The 15,811-nt window shown below is 66.5% G+C and carries 13 protein-coding genes; 2 read left to right on the top strand and 11 right to left on the bottom strand.

What is annotated here, in order from left to right; genetic code table 11:
* The first annotated feature begins 56 nt into the window (after window positions 1-56).
* Complete coding sequence (gene tex, locus IB258_RS12045; RefSeq protein ID WP_054450789.1) at window positions 57-2,432, top strand: RNA-binding transcriptional accessory protein Tex; 2,376 nt, start codon at window positions 57-59, stop codon at window positions 2,430-2,432.
* Between the two features lie 278 nt (window positions 2,433-2,710).
* Window positions 2,711-3,217 (top strand): hypothetical protein, encoded by a 507-nt coding sequence (locus IB258_RS12040; protein ID WP_192352618.1) that lies wholly within the window; start codon window positions 2,711-2,713, stop codon window positions 3,215-3,217.
* A 34-nt stretch (window positions 3,218-3,251) separates the two neighbouring features.
* On the opposite strand, the gene IB258_RS12035 is transcribed toward IB258_RS12040, so the two are convergent.
* The 11 genes from IB258_RS12035 to odhB form a co-directional block, all read right to left on the bottom strand.
* The gene (locus IB258_RS12035; protein WP_054450785.1) at window positions 3,252-4,604 is read right to left on the bottom strand and encodes a tryptophan--tRNA ligase; all 1,353 of its coding nucleotides are present in this window, start codon (window positions 4,602-4,604) and stop codon (window positions 3,252-3,254) included.
* Between the two features lie 56 nt (window positions 4,605-4,660).
* Window positions 4,661-4,984 (bottom strand): DUF3325 domain-containing protein, encoded by a 324-nt coding sequence (locus IB258_RS12030; RefSeq protein WP_054450784.1) that lies wholly within the window; start codon window positions 4,982-4,984, stop codon window positions 4,661-4,663.
* Window positions 4,981-6,609, bottom strand: coding sequence for a PepSY domain-containing protein (locus tag IB258_RS12025; RefSeq protein ID WP_192352617.1), 1,629 nt, complete (start codon window positions 6,607-6,609; stop codon window positions 4,981-4,983). The genes IB258_RS12030 and IB258_RS12025 overlap by 4 nt, the downstream gene beginning before the upstream one ends.
* A complete protein-coding gene (locus tag IB258_RS12020; protein ID WP_054450781.1) occupies window positions 6,606-6,887 on the bottom strand; it encodes a DUF3649 domain-containing protein in 282 nt (93 codons plus the stop codon). The genes IB258_RS12025 and IB258_RS12020 overlap by 4 nt, the downstream gene beginning before the upstream one ends.
* 23 nt (window positions 6,888-6,910) lie before the next feature.
* Window positions 6,911-7,543: a DUF4198 domain-containing protein gene (locus IB258_RS12015; RefSeq protein WP_119450933.1), complete on the bottom strand. Its 633-nt coding sequence runs from the start codon at window positions 7,541-7,543 to the stop codon at window positions 6,911-6,913.
* A 104-nt stretch (window positions 7,544-7,647) separates the two neighbouring features.
* Window positions 7,648-10,101, bottom strand: a complete 2,454-nt coding sequence (locus IB258_RS12010) for a TonB-dependent siderophore receptor (RefSeq protein ID WP_370539825.1) — start codon at window positions 10,099-10,101, stop codon at window positions 7,648-7,650.
* Between the two features lie 139 nt (window positions 10,102-10,240).
* Window positions 10,241-11,200: a FecR domain-containing protein gene (locus tag IB258_RS12005; RefSeq protein WP_175163666.1), complete on the bottom strand. Its 960-nt coding sequence runs from the start codon at window positions 11,198-11,200 to the stop codon at window positions 10,241-10,243.
* Complete coding sequence (locus IB258_RS12000) at window positions 11,193-11,726, bottom strand: sigma-70 family RNA polymerase sigma factor (protein ID WP_082400675.1); 534 nt, start codon at window positions 11,724-11,726, stop codon at window positions 11,193-11,195. Before IB258_RS12000 ends, IB258_RS12005 begins: the two co-directional genes overlap by 8 nt.
* 110 nt (window positions 11,727-11,836) lie before the next feature.
* Window positions 11,837-12,928: a cell division protein ZapE gene (gene zapE / locus IB258_RS11995; RefSeq protein ID WP_059374633.1), complete on the bottom strand. Its 1,092-nt coding sequence runs from the start codon at window positions 12,926-12,928 to the stop codon at window positions 11,837-11,839.
* A gap of 76 nt (window positions 12,929-13,004) precedes the next feature.
* Window positions 13,005-14,432, bottom strand: a complete 1,428-nt coding sequence (gene lpdA, locus IB258_RS11990; protein WP_119450936.1) for a dihydrolipoyl dehydrogenase — start codon at window positions 14,430-14,432, stop codon at window positions 13,005-13,007.
* 117 nt (window positions 14,433-14,549) lie between these two features.
* Window positions 14,550-15,779 carry a 2-oxoglutarate dehydrogenase complex dihydrolipoyllysine-residue succinyltransferase gene (gene odhB / locus IB258_RS11985; RefSeq protein WP_192352615.1) on the bottom strand — a complete coding sequence of 410 codons (1,230 nt, stop codon included), beginning with the start codon at window positions 15,777-15,779 and terminating at the stop codon, window positions 14,550-14,552.
* Window positions 15,780-15,811 lie beyond the last annotated feature (32 nt).

Genomic DNA, 15,811 nt, shown 5'->3' with positions numbered 1-15,811 from the left:
ACAGCGGCTTATGGCACAATCCGCCCCTTGTTTTTCCTTTTTGTCGTCGTATCGAGATGTCTGAAACTTCCGCTATCACGTACGTCGCCGCCGGCGTCGACAACGCCCGCATCGTCGCGCAGCTCGCCACCGAGCTGGGCACGCGCGCCTCCCAGATCGCTTCGGCGGTGGAACTCCTGGACGATGGCGCCACCGTGCCCTTCATCGCCCGCTATCGCAAGGAAGCCACGGGCGGCCTGGACGATACCGTGCTGCGCAATCTCGAAGTGCGCCTGGGCTATCTGCGCGAACTCGAAGAGCGCCGCGGCTCCATTCTTGAATCCATCTCGCAACAGGGCAAGCTCACGCAAGCGCTGCAGCAGGAAATCGCCACGGCCGACACCAAGCAGCGCCTGGAAGACTTGTACGCGCCGTACAAGCCCAAGCGCCGCACCCGCGCCCAGATCGCCCGCGAAGCGGGCCTGGAGCCGCTGGCCGACGGCATCCTCGCCGATCCCGCCTGCGACCCCGCCGCGCTCGCCGCGCAATACCTGAATCCCGAAGCGTCCATCAACGACGCCAAGGCCGCGCTCGACGGCGCGCGCGACATCCTGGCCGAGCGCTACGCGGAAAACGCGGATCTGCTGGCCGACATGCGCGAGCACCTGTGGTCCACCGGCCTGATCCATTCCAAGGTGGTCGACGGCAAGGAAACCGAGGGCGCCAATTTCCGCGACTGGTTCGACTTCAACGAACCGCTGCGCACCCTGCCCTCGCACCGTATCCTGGCGCTGCTGCGCGGCCGCCAGCAAGGCGTGCTGGAACTGCGCCTGGGCCTGGAAGCCGAACTGGAAGCGCAGACGCCGCATCCCTGCGTGGCCCGCATCGCCGGCTTCCTCAAGCTGGGCAACGGCCTGTTCGCGCTGGACGCCACGCCGCGCGCGCGCTGGCTGGGCGAAGTCTGCCGCTGGACCTGGCGCGTGAAGCTGCTGACGGCGTTCGAAAGCGAGCTGATCGGCCGCCTGCGCGAAAGCGGCGAAGCCGAAGCCATCCGGGTGTTCGCCGCCAACCTGAAGGACCTGCTGCTGGCCGCGCCCGCCGGCCCCAAGGCCGTGCTGGGCCTGGACCCCGGCATCCGCACCGGTTGCAAGGTCGCCGTGATCGACCAGACCGGCAAGGTCGTGGACACCACCACCGTCTACCCGTTCGAACCGCGCCGCGACCGCGACGGCACCATCAACACGCTGGCCGCCCTTGTGGCGCGCCACAAGGTCGACCTGATCGCCATCGGCAACGGCACCGCCTCGCGCGAAAGCGAGAAGCTGGTGGGCGACATGATGGAACGCTTCCCGGACCTGAAGGTCACCCGCGTGGTGGTCTCCGAGGCCGGCGCTTCCGTCTATTCGGCGTCTGAAACCGCGGCCCAGGAATTCCCCGACCTGGACGTGACGCTGCGCGGCGCCGTATCCATCGCCCGCCGCCTGCAGGATCCGCTGGCCGAACTGGTCAAGATCGATCCCAAGGCCATCGGCGTGGGCCAGTACCAGCACGACGTCAACCAGCGCGAGCTGGCGCGTTCGCTGGACGCCGTGGTCGAGGATTGCGTGAACGCCGTGGGCGTGGACGTGAACACCGCGTCGGCCGCCCTGCTGGCCCGCGTGTCCGGCCTGAATTCGCTGCTGGCCAAGAACATCGTCGCCTGGCGCGACGAGAACGGCGCCTTCCCGACCCGCGAGATCCTGCGCAAGGTGCCGCGCTTTGGCGACAAGGCATTCGAACAAGCCGCGGGCTTCCTGCGCATTCCCAACGGCGACAACCCGCTGGACGCCTCGTCGGTCCACCCCGAAGCCTATCCGGTGGTCGAACGCATCGTCGCCAAGATCAAGGCCGAGGTGAAGCAGATCATCGGCCAGCGCGAAGCGCTCAAGGGCGTGTCGCCGTCCGACTTCACCGACGAGCGCTTCGGCCTGCCGACGGTGCGCGACATCTTCGCCGAACTGGAAAAGCCCGGCCGCGATCCGCGTCCGGAGTTCAAGACGGCGCAGTTCAAGGAAGGCGTCGAAACCCTGAACGACCTGTACCCGGGCATGGTGCTGGAAGGCGTTGTGACCAACGTGGCGAACTTCGGCGCGTTCGTGGACATCGGCGTGCACCAGGACGGCCTGGTCCACATCTCGGCCCTTGCCGAAAAGTTCGTGAAGGATCCGCGCGACGTCGTGCGGGTGGGCCAGACGGTCAGCGTGAAGGTGCTGGAAGTGGACGTGGCGCGCAAGCGCGTCGCGTTGACCATGCGCCTGAACGACACCGCAGCTCCCGCCCGCCGCAGCGGCGACGCCCCCAAGGGCGGCGACCGCAACCGCCGTCCGCAGGGCGACGGCAGCCGCGGCGGCGCCGGGGCCGGCGCCGGCATGAACAGCGCCATGGCGGACGCGTTCGCCAAGCTCAAGCGTTGAGCGAGACCCGCCCCACGGAAAACCGGCGCCTGATGCGCCGGTTTTTTTTACCTAGGGCTTACCCGTAAAGAGGCGGGTTACTTGTTTTCTCTCAAGCCAAACCTATCAAAAATGATAGAAAATATCTAATTGTGTCCAAATAATAAAACCCGGCGGCGCCAGGCCGCAAGGCGGCACAAGCCCCCCGCGAGCAGGCGAGCCAAGGCGCATAGCGCCTGCCGGGGAGCAGCACAAGAACAACAGCGCCCTGCCCCGAACGACCGGAGATCCGCCCAGCCATGTCCCATACCATCACGCTTGCCGCCAATGAAACGGCAACCCTCACCGCCAAGGAAGCCAACGCCAGCGGCGTCTACAGCGAAATCACCCTGGGCCAGTATTCGCACCTGCTTGTCGATGGCGCCGAAGTCAGTTTCAAGCACATCACGCTGGAGCGGCTGGGCAGCCGCATCATCGAATTGAGCAATGGGGCGCAGTTGCACGTCGGCGCACTGGGATTCGCCAGCATGGGCGCCAGCATCACCTACCGTATCGGCGCGGGTTGCGCGCTGACTTTCGATGCCAGCCAATGGGATCCGGAAGTGGTCGCCAACACCACCTTCGATTTTGCCAGCCAGGGCAGCGGCACGCTCAAGTACTTCCCGTTCATCAACCCCGAATGGCTGGACTGCCCGAATGTCACGGGCTACACGGAAGGCGACATGCTGGAAATCGCCGGACAGGGCAGCGCCCAGCGCTTCGAGGTGCGCGACGGGCGCATCGTAGCCAGCGCCCGCGCGGCCTGAACCGCCGGGCCGGCTGCGCGCCGGCCCCTTGGGTTTATTCCTGCGACAAAGACGACAGCGCGGCGCGCGCGCGTTCCAGCAAGGCGCCGGATTCGTCTTGCGCGCCAGCCGGCGCGGTGGCCACGGCCACGCCGTCGATCATCGCGGCATAGCCTTGCCCATCGGCCTTCAGCACCGCATCGGCCGGTTCCGCTTGCAGACGGCGCATCAACGCGCCGGCTTCCTTCGGATCGGCGAAACGCTGCGACAACAGCAGTTCCTCGCCATCCGCTGCCAGCAGGCGGAAACGGAAGCTGCCGTCCTCGTCGCGGAAGCTGACGAAGCGCGCGCCCTTGCCCTTTTCCTTCTTGGGCTGCGCGGCCTTGGCGCCCGAGCCGGCTTCCAGGTTGCGCAGGCCCACGGCCTGGCGCAGTTCCTGCATGAAAGGCGTGGCCAGCTTGCGCGCCTTGGCGGCGCCGGCCTGCAGGATGTCTTCGATGCGGCCAGGGTTGGCCATCAGGTCGAAATACTTCTCGCGCATGGGCGCCAGCAGGTTTTCCAGGTGGTCGTACAGCGCCTGCTTGGCTTCGCCCCAGCCCATGCCTTCTTCGAGCTGCTTGCGCAGCGCGGCAGCCTGTTCGTGCGTGGCGAAGGCGCGGTAGATGGTGTACAGGTGCGAGTTCTCGGCGTCCTTGGGTTCGCCCGGCGCGCGCGAATCGGTCACGATGCGCATCACCGCCGCGCGCAGCGCGCTGGCGCCGCCCTCGAACAGCGGAATGGTGTTGTTGTAGCTCTTGGACATCTTGCGGCCGTCCAGGCCCGGCAAGGTCGCCACGTCTTCTTCGATCACCACTTCCGGCAGCGTGAAATAGTCGCGGCCGTACAGGTGGTTGAAGCGCTGGGCGATGTCGCGCGCCATTTCCAGATGCTGGATCTGGTCACGGCCCACCGGCACCTTGTTGGCGTTGAACATGACGATGTCAGCGGCCATCAGCACCGGGTACGAGAACAGGCCCATGGTCACGCCATCGTCCGGTTCCAGACCCTTTTCCGTGTTCTGGTCCACCGACGCCTTATAGGCGTGCGCCCGGTTCATCAGGCCCTTGGCCGTGACGCAGTTCAACAGCCAGGTCAGCTCGGGGATCTCGGGGATGTCCGACTGGCGGTAGAAGGTCACGCGCTCGTGGTCCAGGCCCACCGCCAGCCAGGTCGCGGCGATTTCAAGGCGCGAGCGCGCCACGCGGGCAGGGTCGTCGCACTTGATGAGGGCGTGGTAATCCGCCATGAAGAAGAATGCGTCCACGCCGGGCTGCGCGCTGGCCTGAACGGCGGGACGGATCGCGCCCGCGTAGTTGCCGAGGTGGGGAGTTCCAGAGGTGGTGATGCCGGTGAGGACGCGGGTATTCATGAGGCGAAGAGGCGTTTGCTGGGGGAAACGCCCAGTGTAACTTGCCGGGCGCGCGGCTACAGGACGGCCAACACTGGCGCCGCCAGCGCGCACAGCCCGCCCGCGGTCAGCGCGGCGCGCGGCCGGAACGTCAGGAACCAGATCAGGAGCAGCCCGGCGATGCTCAGAATGCCGATCCATTCCACCGTGCCGTAGCTCCAGCCCCAGACCGCCGCCGAGGCGCACAAGGACAAAGCCAGCGCCCCCCAGCCGAACAGGCGCAAAGGCAACCTGTGACGCCGCGGCAGCGCGCGGTCGAACAGGTCTTCGTAGTGGCGGTCCATGCCCAGGCACAGGGCGGAAAAGCCCGCGTAGGCCAGGCAGAAGGCAGCTAGCGTCATGGCGTATCACCTCTAGGTTCGTAGGCGGGCTGGGACGGCTTGGATGCGGCGCGGCCCTTGGCGGGCGCCTTGGCGCCCGCTTTGCTGGCGCGGGCCGCCTTGCGCGCCATCCAGGCCAGCAGCAGCGCCCCGGCCAGGCAGGTCAGGTCAAAACCAGCCATGACCCAATCGCCCGCAGGCAGCGACACCCCGAGATGGCGCGAGGTCGTCAGGGCGTTGACCACCGGCACCAGCGCCAGGGAGGCCGCGGCCGCGGCCAACAGGTCGCGCCACTTGCTGCGCTGGAACAGGAAGGCGTAGACCAGCGACAAGCCCCAGACGGCGAAGAAGGCGCGCGATTCCCAGAACTGCCTGCCCGCCAGGTCGATCGGCAGGAGGCGGTTGGCCCAAAAAAAGGCGGCGATCGAGATGAACAGGCCAGCGACCGTGCCGGCGTTGAGCGCGTCGACCAGGCGCAACGAAAACGCTTCGCGCGCCCCCGGACGCGCCTTCTGCCGCCGCTTGGCGATCCACAGGACCAGGCCCGTGCCCACCATCGCCGTGCCCGCCATGCTGACCAGGAAATAGAGCCAGCGCAAAAACGGTTCGGCAAACAATCCCAGGTGCAGGCCGACGATGACGCCCGCCGTACGCGCCGTGGCGCCGAGCTCGTCCTCGCCTTCCTGGAATGCGCCCGTGACGCCGTCAAAACGCATGTAGGGCGCCAGCTTGCCGAACGACACGCCATCCGCGGCGTCGCGCACCAGGGTCACGGTCGCGCCGGCATCGCCGGGATGATTGACGGTAATGCGCCCCACCCGGCCGCCTTGCCAGTGCTGCTGCGCCTGCTCCACCAGCGGCGCCAGCGCGGTCAGCGGCGCGGGCTCGTTGCGCGCGGGAGTGATCCTGAAGGACTTGAAGACCTCGTCGGAATACTGCCTGGGGCTCTCGTAGACGGCCAGTGTGCCGGCCGGCATCAGCATGGCCATGAACAGCACCAGCCCGCTGAACGTGATCATCAGGTGGAACGGCAGCCCCAGCACGGACAAGGCGTTGTGGCCGTCCATCCAGGCGCGCTGCCCGCCTTTCCCGGGCCGGAACGTGAAGAAGTCGGTGAATATCTTCTTGTGGGTGATGATGCCGCTGATGATGGCCACCAGCATGAACATGCCGGCGATGCTGGCCAGCCAGCGCCCCCAGGGAAACGCGGTTTCCAGTTCGAAATGGAAGCGGTAGAAGAAGTCGCCGCCACGCGTCTCGCGCGCGGTCAGGGCCTGGCCGGTGGCGGGGTCCAGCTTCACGCGCACGAAACCGCGTTCGCCCGGCTTGGGCTTGGGCACTTGGTAGAGCAGTTGGATGAGCGGTTCGCGGTCGGACGGCGGCGTGATGAACCAGCGCGTGGCGTCGGGCGCATGTTCCGCCAGGTAGTTCTGTGCAGCAGTCACGGACTGCGCCGCAGGCGCGGGCCGCGTCTGGATCTCGGGCTGCATCCAGGCCGTGATCTCGGGGCGGAAGAACGCCAGCGTGCCGGTCAGGAACATCGCGAACAGCACCCAGCCGAAGATCAGTCCCGACCAGGTGTGCAGCCAGGACATGGATTGGCGCAGGCCTTCCTCGCCCGGCGCCTTTTCCACTTTCGCCTTCATGCCGCCCCCATCGCGCGGCCGATCGCGAACAGCCCGCCCAGGAGCGCGGCGGGCGCCAGCACGCCGGCCCAGGCGCGCCAGGCATTGCGCGTGGCAAAAACCCAGATCACGCCGCAGGCGTAGAACACAAAGGACAGCATCTGCGCCGTGACCACGGCGTCCGGCCGCCGCATGGGCAGCCAGATCGCCAGGCAGGCGGCTGCCGCCGACGCCAGAACATAGCCGCCCAGGATGGCGGCCGCCGCCCTAGAAAAGACGGCCAGACGGTAGCGCATCATGCCTGCGCCGGCAGCGGGAGCTTTCACTGGGACACGTTGAAGGTAGTAGTGGAAACGTAGCGGATCTTGGCGTATGCCTTGCCGTCGGCCTCGCCCGCCTTGTCTTCGACGTGGGCGGCTTCGAGCACGTACTGGCCGGGCCACGGGGTGGTGATTTCGATGCGGCCGTTCTCATCGCTGTGGAAGCGCTTCTCCCACTTGGGCGGGCCGAATACGGTGACTTCCGTCTTCGCCAGCGGCTTGCCCTTGAACTGCAGCACGAAGGCGTTGGTCCCCGCCGCGACCGGCACGAGTTCCAGGTCCAGCTTGCCCTCGGTGTCCGCGCGGCCGGCCTTGGCGCCGTACTGCACCAGGGTGTCCTTGAACTGGTAGGCCTGGCGCAAGCGCACGTCGCCCTTGCCCGCCGCCGCGAATTCGAGGAAGTCGGCGCCTTCGCCCGAGGCCTTCAGCGGCTTGCCATCGGCGCCCGTAACGACGGGCGCGACCATGATCTTGCCGAGCAGGCCGTCACGCTTTTCGCGCACGTCATCCGCCCATTCCCCGAAATACGCCTTGGCCGGTCCCTCGGCGCTGCGTTCCAACCAAACGAAATGCGCCTGCGCGGCGCCCGCCGTGCCCAACAGGGCAATGGCGGCCAAGGTTCTTGCGAATGTCATTATTGATTTCCTTTAGAGGACCGGATCGGACCAGCCCCGCGGCCCAAGCCCGATTCGGAGGGTTTTAAATTATAACCATTCTCACTTCGAACTAGCAGCAAGACTTACCAGCGATAGCGCAGGCTGGCCTTGATGGAGCGCTGGTAGCCGTACCAGCACCAGGAATCGCCCGAGCACGACGCGATGTATTCCTTGTCGAACAGGTTCTGCACGTTCAGCGCCACCTGCATGCCCTTGAGCGACGGCGACGCGCGGCCCAGGTCGTAGTCCAGCATCAGGTCGAACAGCGTGACCGACGGCACCTTCAGGGTGTTGGTCTCGTTGGCATACGAGGAACCGATGTAGCGCACGCCGCCACCCACCCCCACGCCCGCCAGCGGACCGTCCTGCAACTGGTAGCGGGCCCAGGCGGACGCCTGTTGCGAAGGCACGCCCACCGGCGTCTTGCCCTTCAGGTTCATGCCCGCGGCGTTGGGATAGCCCTTGGAGTACTCGTTGTCCATCAAGGAGTAAGCAGCCACCAGCGTCAGGCCGCGCAGGGGCTCGGTCTTGGCTTCGAGCTCGATGCCCTGCGTGCGCAGCTCGCCCGCCTGGATCGAGCAGCGTCCGCCCGCCGTGCCGCAGATGTGGGTCGGATCCGGATCGGTGGTGGTCATGTTCTCGCGGCGGATGTCGAACGCCGCAAACGACAGCAGCGTGGCGCTGCCCGGCGGCTGGTACTTGATGCCGACCTCGTACTGGTTGCCTTCGATCGGCTTGAACGGCTTGTTCTGCCAGCCCGTGCCGGACTGCGGCTCGAACGATTCCGAATAGCTGAAGTACGGCGCCACGCCGTTGTCGAAGTTGTAGATCGCACCCAGGCGGCCCGTGAACTTCTCCGCATTCAGCGAGGACGGCGCGACCCGTCCGGTGGCGATCGTGGTGGTCTCGCCCACGGTGCGCGACCAGTCGTAGCGGCCACCCAGCAACACCGAGAGGCGATCGATCTTGATCTGGTCCTGGAAGTACAGGCCGGTCTGGTACTGCTTGTTGGTCGCATCCGTCGAGAACGCCGGAGCCGGGATGTTCTGATGATTGTTCGGGTTCAGCACATCCAGCGCGGGCGCGGTGCCAAAGCCGGACAGCGTGTCGGTCTTGACGTGCTGATAGTCAAAGCCCAGCAGCGTGGTGTGGGCGAAGGGGCCGGTGTTGAAGCGCGCCTGCACATTGTTGTCCAGCACCAGCGCGCCCACGTCCACATCAGTCGCGATCGACGCGCGCTGCTGGTAGCGGTAGGTCTTGTCGGTATAGCCGTAGTTATTGGTCATCGCGCCGTAGATGCTGCGGTACTGCGCTTCCGCGCGCGTCCAGCGCAGGCTTTGCGATGCCTTGATGTTGTCATTGAAGCGGTGCTCCAGCACATAGCCCAGCGAATAGCTCTTGCGGTCGCTCTTTTCGAAATTGGCGTCGCCGTCGTAGTAATCGGCCGGCAGGCGGATGCCGTCGGGCGCGGAAAGCAGCGTGCGCATGGCCGGCACGCTGCCATAGGAACCCATGTCGGGATCGCGCTGGAAGTTGGTCAGCACCGTCAGCGTCGTGTCGCTGCTGGGCTTCCAGGTAAAGGCCGGCGACACGAAGTAGCGGCGTTCCTTGGTGTCCTTGACCTGGCCGTCGGACATGTAGCCCGAACCGACCAGGCGGTACAGGAACTTGCCGCCTTCATCGACCGGACCGCCGAAATCGAAGTTGGCGCGACGATAGTCATAGTTGCCGACCTGCACCTCGACCTCGCGCAGCGTCTCTTCCAGCGGGCGCTTGCTGACCTGGTTGACCACGCCGCCCGGACCGCCCTGCCCGTACATGACGGAGGCCGGTCCCTTCAGCACATCCACGCGCTCCAGGCGATAGGTGTCCACCTGCGGCAAGGCGTCGCGCCCGCCGAATACTCGCAAGCCGTCCAGGTAGGACGAAGCCTGAAAGCCGCGCACGCTGAACTGGTCCAGGCGCGTGGCGGTGGCGCCGCGCGATTCGGTGGCCACGCCCGCGGTGTAGCGCAGCACCTGGTTCAGTGTCTGCGCGCCCTGCTCCGTGATCTGCTCGCGCGTGACAACCGATACCGACTGCGGCGTTTCGATCAGCGGCGTGTCGGTCTTGGTGGCGCTGGCGCTCACCGTAGCCACGTAGCCCACCGTCGTGATTGCGCTGTCGGACATGCCCGACACGGTCACCGGCGCCAGCGTGGGCGTGTCGCCCGCGGGTGCGGCAACCTGCACCAGCGTCCAGGTATTGCCCGACTGCGCACGCGCCTGCAAACCGCTGCCCGACAGGATGCGGGCGAATCCCGCGCCCACCGAGTAGGCGCCGTCCAACCCGTCCGAGCGGCGTCCCCGCACCAGCGCCGGATCGAACGACAGGACCACGCCAGCGCTGCGCGCGAACTGCGTCAGGGCATCGGCCAAGGAGCCGGCAGCGATCTGGTAGCTGCGCGGCGCGTTCGCGGTAGCGGGCGCCGGCTGCGCCCAGGCCTGCGGCATGCCGGCGGCAAGCCCGCCCGCGCACATGGCGGCCAGCAGGGCCATGCGGCCGGCAGACAAGGGGGCGCGCAAGCGCGAGTGAGATGAAGCGGACACAAAACTCTCCCTGTACGGTGGTATCTATCCCTGCCTTCCGTACGGGATCGGAAAACCTGCAAGCCGCAGGCAAAAAAATTTGTAACACTCAGGCCTCGCGCGGACCGACCTGCAGCCAATACTGCGTATGCCGCGTCACGCGGATGGGCAAGGCGGGCTCCAGTGCCTTGAGCGCACGCTCGGCGTCATCCAGCGGAAATACGCCCGACAGCCGCAGACCGGCCACCGCCGGATCCACCCGGATCATGCCCAGGCGCTGGCGAGCCAGGTATTGCGCGAAGTAGTCCAGGCGCCAGTCCTTGGCCACCACCAGCCCGTCGGTCCAGGCCAGCCGGTCGGGATCGGAGGCAAGACGGCCGACTTCGCCATGCTCGGAGAATTCCAGGCGCTCCCCGGCTTCCGCATGCGTAGCCACGCCGCCGCGCAGTAGCGTCACGCTGCCTTCGTACACGCCCAAGCGCGCGCCTTCGGCGGTGCGCCGCAGGTCAAAGCGCGCCCGTTCGGCGCGCAGTTCGCCATGCCCGGTATCCACGCGCAGAGCCGCCATGGCGGGCCGCATTTCGGTCCGCACCAGCACTTCGCCGCGCAACAGGTCCAGGCCGCGGGCATCGTCCTGCAAGTGCAGGCGCACCGCGCTGTCGCTGTTCAAGGTGATGTGCAATCCATCAGCCACCGCAACGGCCAGCCGTTCGCCTGTGCCGGTGCTGAGGTCCGCCGCCAGTCGCTGCCACGGCGTATGCCGGTAGCCCGCCCAACCGGTAAAAGCCGTGCCGCCAACAGCCAGCAATCCGCGCAATACCGTGCGACGGCCGGCCGATCGGGGCGAGGACGATGCAGAACGCGTCAGCGCGTCATGCGCCAACGCCGCCGGCACGCGCCGCGCATCCTGACTGATGCGCTGCAAGCGATCCCACGCGCAGCGATGCGCGGGATCCTGCGCCAGCCATGCCTCGCAGGACTGCCGCTCTGCCGCACCGGCCAGGCCGGATTGCAGCCGCACCCACCAGGCGATCGCCTGGTCGGCGACGGGGTCCGCGGCGCTAGTCATCAAAGGCCGCGTAGCACGCGGTCATGGCGCGCACCATGTATTGCTGCACCGAACTCAAGGAGACTTCAAGCCGCTGGGCGATCTCGGGATAGGTCAGCCCGTCGAGCTGCGACAGCAGGAACGCGGAACGCGCCTTGGGCGGCAAGCCGTCCAGCAGACGGTCCAGCCGCGCCAGCGATTGCAGTTGCTCGGTCTGCTCTTCGGGGGACGGCGCATAAGCCTCGGGTATGGCGGCCAGGTAGGCGAGATAGGCCCGTTCCAATGCCGCATGCCGCTGGTGGTCCACCACCAGGCCCTTGGCAATGGTGGTCAGCAGTCCGCGTGCTTCGCCGGCGCGCACCGCCTTGCGGCCCTGGATCACGCGCAGAAACACGTCTTGCGCCAGGTCTTCGGCCCGGTGCTCGCAGCCAAGCCTGCGGCGCAGCCAGCCGAACAGCCAGGGGCGGTGATCGCGGTACAGGCCATCGACGGGCGCGGCGGAAGGGTCGGTGCGCGCGGCCGATGCGGACAAGAGGGTGGAAGACACGTTGGAAACTGCGGTGCTGGACCAGAAGTCTCCAAATCTTAATTGATAATGACTTGTATTACCAATTTCAACCGCGATCTGCCCGGAAAATTCGGACAGATGCGGCGCGACTACAACGACACGGTGTGGCGGCGTTCCGATTCCAGGTACTCGCGCGACTGCATTTCCAGGATGCGCGAGACCGTGCGGTGGAATTCATTGGCCAGCGCGCCTTCCGTGTAGATCTCCTCGGGTTCGCACTCGGCGGACATGATGAGCTTGACGCGGTGGTCATAGAACACGTCGATCAGCCAGGTAAAGCGGCGCGCCTCCGAAGCCTGGCGCGGTCCCATGCGCGGCACGCCCGACAGGATCACCGCATGGAAGCGGTTGGCCAACTCCAGATAATCGTTCTGCGAACGCGGCCCGCCGCAAAGCGTGGCGAAATCGAACCACACCACCGATCCGCCCAGCGCCAGCGCGCGGATCTCGCGGTGCTCGATATGCAGCACCGGATCCTGGGGCGGCGTGTCGGCCAGGCTGTCGAACGCTTCCTGCAATGCATTCTGGGCGCGCTCGTCCAGCGGCGTGTGATAGCACTGCACCTGTTCCAGCGAGCGGCGGCGGTAGTCCACGCCGGCGTCCACGTTCATGATGTCCATGCGCGCCTGGATCAGCTGGATCGCGGGCAGGATGCGGTCGCGGTGCAGGCCGTCCGGATACAGGGTCGAGGGCTCGTAGTTGGACGTCATCACGAAGGACGTGCCGTACTCGAACAGCTTGAACAGCAGCCGGTGCAGGATCATCGCGTCGGCCACGTCGGACACGTGGAACTCGTCGAAGCAGATCAGGCGGTAGCGTTTGGCCACGCGCCTGGCCACTTCGTCCAGCGGATCCTGCATGCCCTTCACTTCTTCGAGTTCGCGGTGCACGCCGCGCATGAATTCGTGGAAGTGCAGGCGCGTCTTGCGCACCACGGGCACGGTGGCGTAGAAGGCGTCCATCAGGAAGCTCTTGCCCCGCCCCACTCCGCCCCACAGGTACACGCCGCGCGGCACGTCGGGGCGGTTCAGCAGCTTCTTCAGCGCGTTCGAGCGCATCGACTTGAACTTGACCCATTCGTCGAAATAGCGCTGCAGCCGGTCGATCGCCTTTTTCTGGGCTTCGTCGGGCTTGTAGCCGCGTTCGGCCAGGGCGTGTTCGTAGTATTCGCGGACGTTCATGTGGGAGCAGGAAAAGCAGAATGAAAAAAGGGCGGATCCGTGAACCCGCCCCCGTCTTGCATCGGCTATGCGCGTATCAGAAGTTCAATGCGCGCTTGTCCACGGCCAATGCGGCTTCCTTCACGGCTTCCGACAGCGTCGGGTGCGCGTGGCAGATGCGGGCGATGTCTTCGGCTGCGCCACGGAATTCCATGATGGTCACGGCTTCCGAGATCAGTTCCGAGGCCATCGGGCCCACGATGTGCACGCCCAGGACCTCGTCGGTCTTGGCATCGGCGATCACCTTGGCAAAGCCGGTGGTGTCGCCCAGCGCGCGGGCGCGGCCGTTGGCCAGGAAGGGGAAGCTGCCAGCCTTGTACTCGCGGCCTTCGGCCTTGAGCTGCTGCTCGGTCTTGCCGACCCAGGCGATTTCCGGCGAGGTGTAGATAACCCACGGCACGGTGTCGAAGTTGACGTGGCCGTGCTGGCCGGCGATGCGCTCGGCAACCGCCACGCCTTCTTCCTCGGCCTTGTGCGCCAGCATCGGGCCGCGCACCACGTCGCCGACTGCCCAGACGTTCGGCAGGTTGGTCTTGCAGTCGCCGTCCACGGCGATGAAGCCGCGCTCGTCCAGCTTCAGGCCCACGGCGTCGGCGTTCAGGCCGCCGGTGTAAGGCACGCGGCCGATCGAGACGATCAGCTTGTCGACCACCAGCTTCTGCTCGGCGCCCTTGGCGTCGACGTAGGGCACGGTGACGGACTTGGCGGTCGCCTTGATCTCGCCGATCTTGACGCCCATCTGGATGTTCAGGCCTTGCTTGGTGAAGGCCTTCAGGGCTTCCTTGGCCACCTGGCCGTCAGCGGCTGCCAGGAATTCCGGCATGGCTTCCAGGATGGTGACTTCGGAACCCAGGCGGCGCCACACGCTGCCCATTTCCAGGCCGATCACGCCGGCGCCGATCACGCCCAGCGTCTTCGGCACGGCGCCGATGTTCAGCGCGCCGTCGTTGGACAGCACGACCTTTTCGTCGAACGGCAGGCCGGGCAGCTCGCGCGCCGACGAACCGGTGGCGACCACCACGTGCTTGGCAACCAGGTCTTCCTCGGCGGTGCCGGTGACCTTGATGGCCCAGCCGCCTTCAACCTGGCCGGCGAACGCGCCCTTGCCATGGAAGAACGTGACCTTGTTCTTCTTGAACAGGTACAGGATGCCGTCGTTGTTCTGCTTGACCACCGTGTTCTTGCGGCCGATCAGCGTGTCGAGCTTCAGGCTGACGCCCTTGACTTCGATGCCGTGCTCGGCGAAGTGGTGATTGGCTTGTTCGTAGTGCTCGGACGATTGCAGCAGCGCCTTGGACGGGATGCAGCCGACGTTGGTGCAGGTGCCGCCGGGAGCCGGGCCGCCTTGGCCGTTCTGCCAGGCGTCGATGCAAGCCACCGACATGCCGAGCTGCGCGGCGCGGATGGCGGCGATGTAGCCGCCGGGGCCCGCGCCAATGACGACGACGTCAAATTGTTTGGACATAGTGTTCTCGCGATGAGGTATTGAGTGGAGCACGCCCCGCCCTGCGGGCCGGCAATAAGCCGGCCAGGGCGCCGCAAGACCCAGGGGTCGGGTGGGCGCCGGGCCGGGGCGTCGAGATTACAGGTCCAGCAACAGGCGCTGCGGATCTTCCAGGGCGTCCTTCATGGCGACCAGGCCCAGCACGGCTTCGCGGCCGTCGATGATGCGGTGGTCGTAGGACAGCGCCAGGTAGTTCATCGGGCGGATGACGATCTGGCCGTTTTCAACCACGGCGCGATCCTTGGTGGCGTGCACGCCCAGGATGGCCGATTGCGGCGGGTTGATGATCGGGGTCGACAGCATCGAGCCGAACACGCCGCCGTTGGAGATCGAGAACGTGCCGCCGGTCATTTCTTCAATGCCCAGCTTGCCGTCAGCGGCGCGGCGGCCGAAGTCGGCGATGGTCTTTTCGATGTCGGCGATCGACAGCTGGTCGGCGTTGCGCAGGATCGGCACAACCAGGCCGCGCGGGCTGCCGACAGCGATACCGATGTCGAAGTAGCCGTGGTAGATGATGTCCTTGCCGTCGATCGAGGCGTTGATCAGCGGGAACTTCTTCAGCGCGGCAACGGCGGCCTTGACGAAGAACGACATGAAGCCCAGCTTGATGCCGTGCTCTTTCTCGAACTTGTCCTTGTACTTGTTGCGCAGGTCGATGACGGCCTGCATGTTCACTTCGTTGAACGTGGTCAGGATCGCGTTTTCCTGTTGCGATTGCAGCAGGCGCTCGGCGATGCGGGCGCGCAGGCGGCTCATCGGCACGCGCTGTTCCGGACGGCCGTCCAGCGACAGCGTCGGGGGCGCGACCGGAGCGGCGGCCTTGGCCGGAGCGGCCTTGGCGGGCGCGCTGGCGGCCAGGGCATCGCCCTTGGTCACGCGGCCGTCGCGGCCGGAGCCAGCCACGGAAGCGGCGTCAACGCCCTTCTCGGCCAGGATCTTGGCAGCGGCGGGCGAAGCCACGCCGGCGGCAGCCGACGAAGCGGAAGCGGCGGCCGGAGCGGCAGCGGCTTGCTCGGCGGCCTTGGGCGCTTCGGCGGCGGGCGCGGCGGCGGCAACGGCGGCCTTGCCGGCGGTGTCGATGCGAGCCAGCACTTCGCCGGAGGTGACGGTGCTGCCGTCGCCCTTGACGATTTCAGCCAGCACGCCCGAAGCGGGAGCCGGCACTTCCAGCACGACCTTGTCGGTTTCGACTTCGATCAGGATTTCGTCCGCTTCAACGGCAGCGCCCGGCTGCTTCTTCCAGGTCAGCAGCGTCGCTTCGGAGACGGATTCGGAGAGTTGGGGGACGACGACGTCGGTAATAGCCATTTTGTTTGTTCCGTAAAGTTTGTGTTCTGGTC

The sequence above is a fragment of the Achromobacter sp. ACM02 genome (assembly GCF_014851605.1).
In the GTDB taxonomy this organism is placed as follows: Bacteria; Pseudomonadota; Gammaproteobacteria; order Burkholderiales; family Burkholderiaceae_B; genus Achromobacter; species Achromobacter aegrifaciens.
The sequence above is the reverse complement of the archived record's forward strand: the minus strand, read 5'-3'. Positions and strand labels throughout refer to the sequence as shown.

Bases quoted from the DNA above. Each gene is read 5' to 3' on its own strand.
- tex (WP_054450789.1), top strand. From the start codon at position 57: ATGTCTGAAACTTCCGCTATCACGTACGTCGCCGCCGGCGTCGACAAC.
- IB258_RS12040 (WP_192352618.1), top strand. From the start codon at position 2,711: ATGTCCCATACCATCACGCTTGCCGCCAATGAAACGGCAACCCTCACC.
- IB258_RS12035 (WP_054450785.1), bottom strand. From the start codon at position 4,604: ATGAATACCCGCGTCCTCACCGGCATCACCACCTCTGGAACTCCCCAC.
- IB258_RS12030 (WP_054450784.1), bottom strand. From the start codon at position 4,984: ATGACGCTAGCTGCCTTCTGCCTGGCCTACGCGGGCTTTTCCGCCCTG.
- IB258_RS12025 (WP_192352617.1), bottom strand. From the start codon at position 6,609: ATGAAGGCGAAAGTGGAAAAGGCGCCGGGCGAGGAAGGCCTGCGCCAA.
- IB258_RS12020 (WP_054450781.1), bottom strand. From the start codon at position 6,887: ATGATGCGCTACCGTCTGGCCGTCTTTTCTAGGGCGGCGGCCGCCATC.
- IB258_RS12015 (WP_119450933.1), bottom strand. From the start codon at position 7,543: ATGACATTCGCAAGAACCTTGGCCGCCATTGCCCTGTTGGGCACGGCG.
- IB258_RS12010 (WP_370539825.1), bottom strand. From the start codon at position 10,101: ATGGCCCTGCTGGCCGCCATGTGCGCGGGCGGGCTTGCCGCCGGCATG.
- IB258_RS12005 (WP_175163666.1), bottom strand. From the start codon at position 11,200: ATGACTAGCGCCGCGGACCCCGTCGCCGACCAGGCGATCGCCTGGTGG.
- zapE (WP_059374633.1), bottom strand. From the start codon at position 12,928: ATGAACGTCCGCGAATACTACGAACACGCCCTGGCCGAACGCGGCTAC.
- lpdA (WP_119450936.1), bottom strand. From the start codon at position 14,432: ATGTCCAAACAATTTGACGTCGTCGTCATTGGCGCGGGCCCCGGCGGC.
- odhB (WP_192352615.1), bottom strand. From the start codon at position 15,779: ATGGCTATTACCGACGTCGTCGTCCCCCAACTCTCCGAATCCGTCTCC.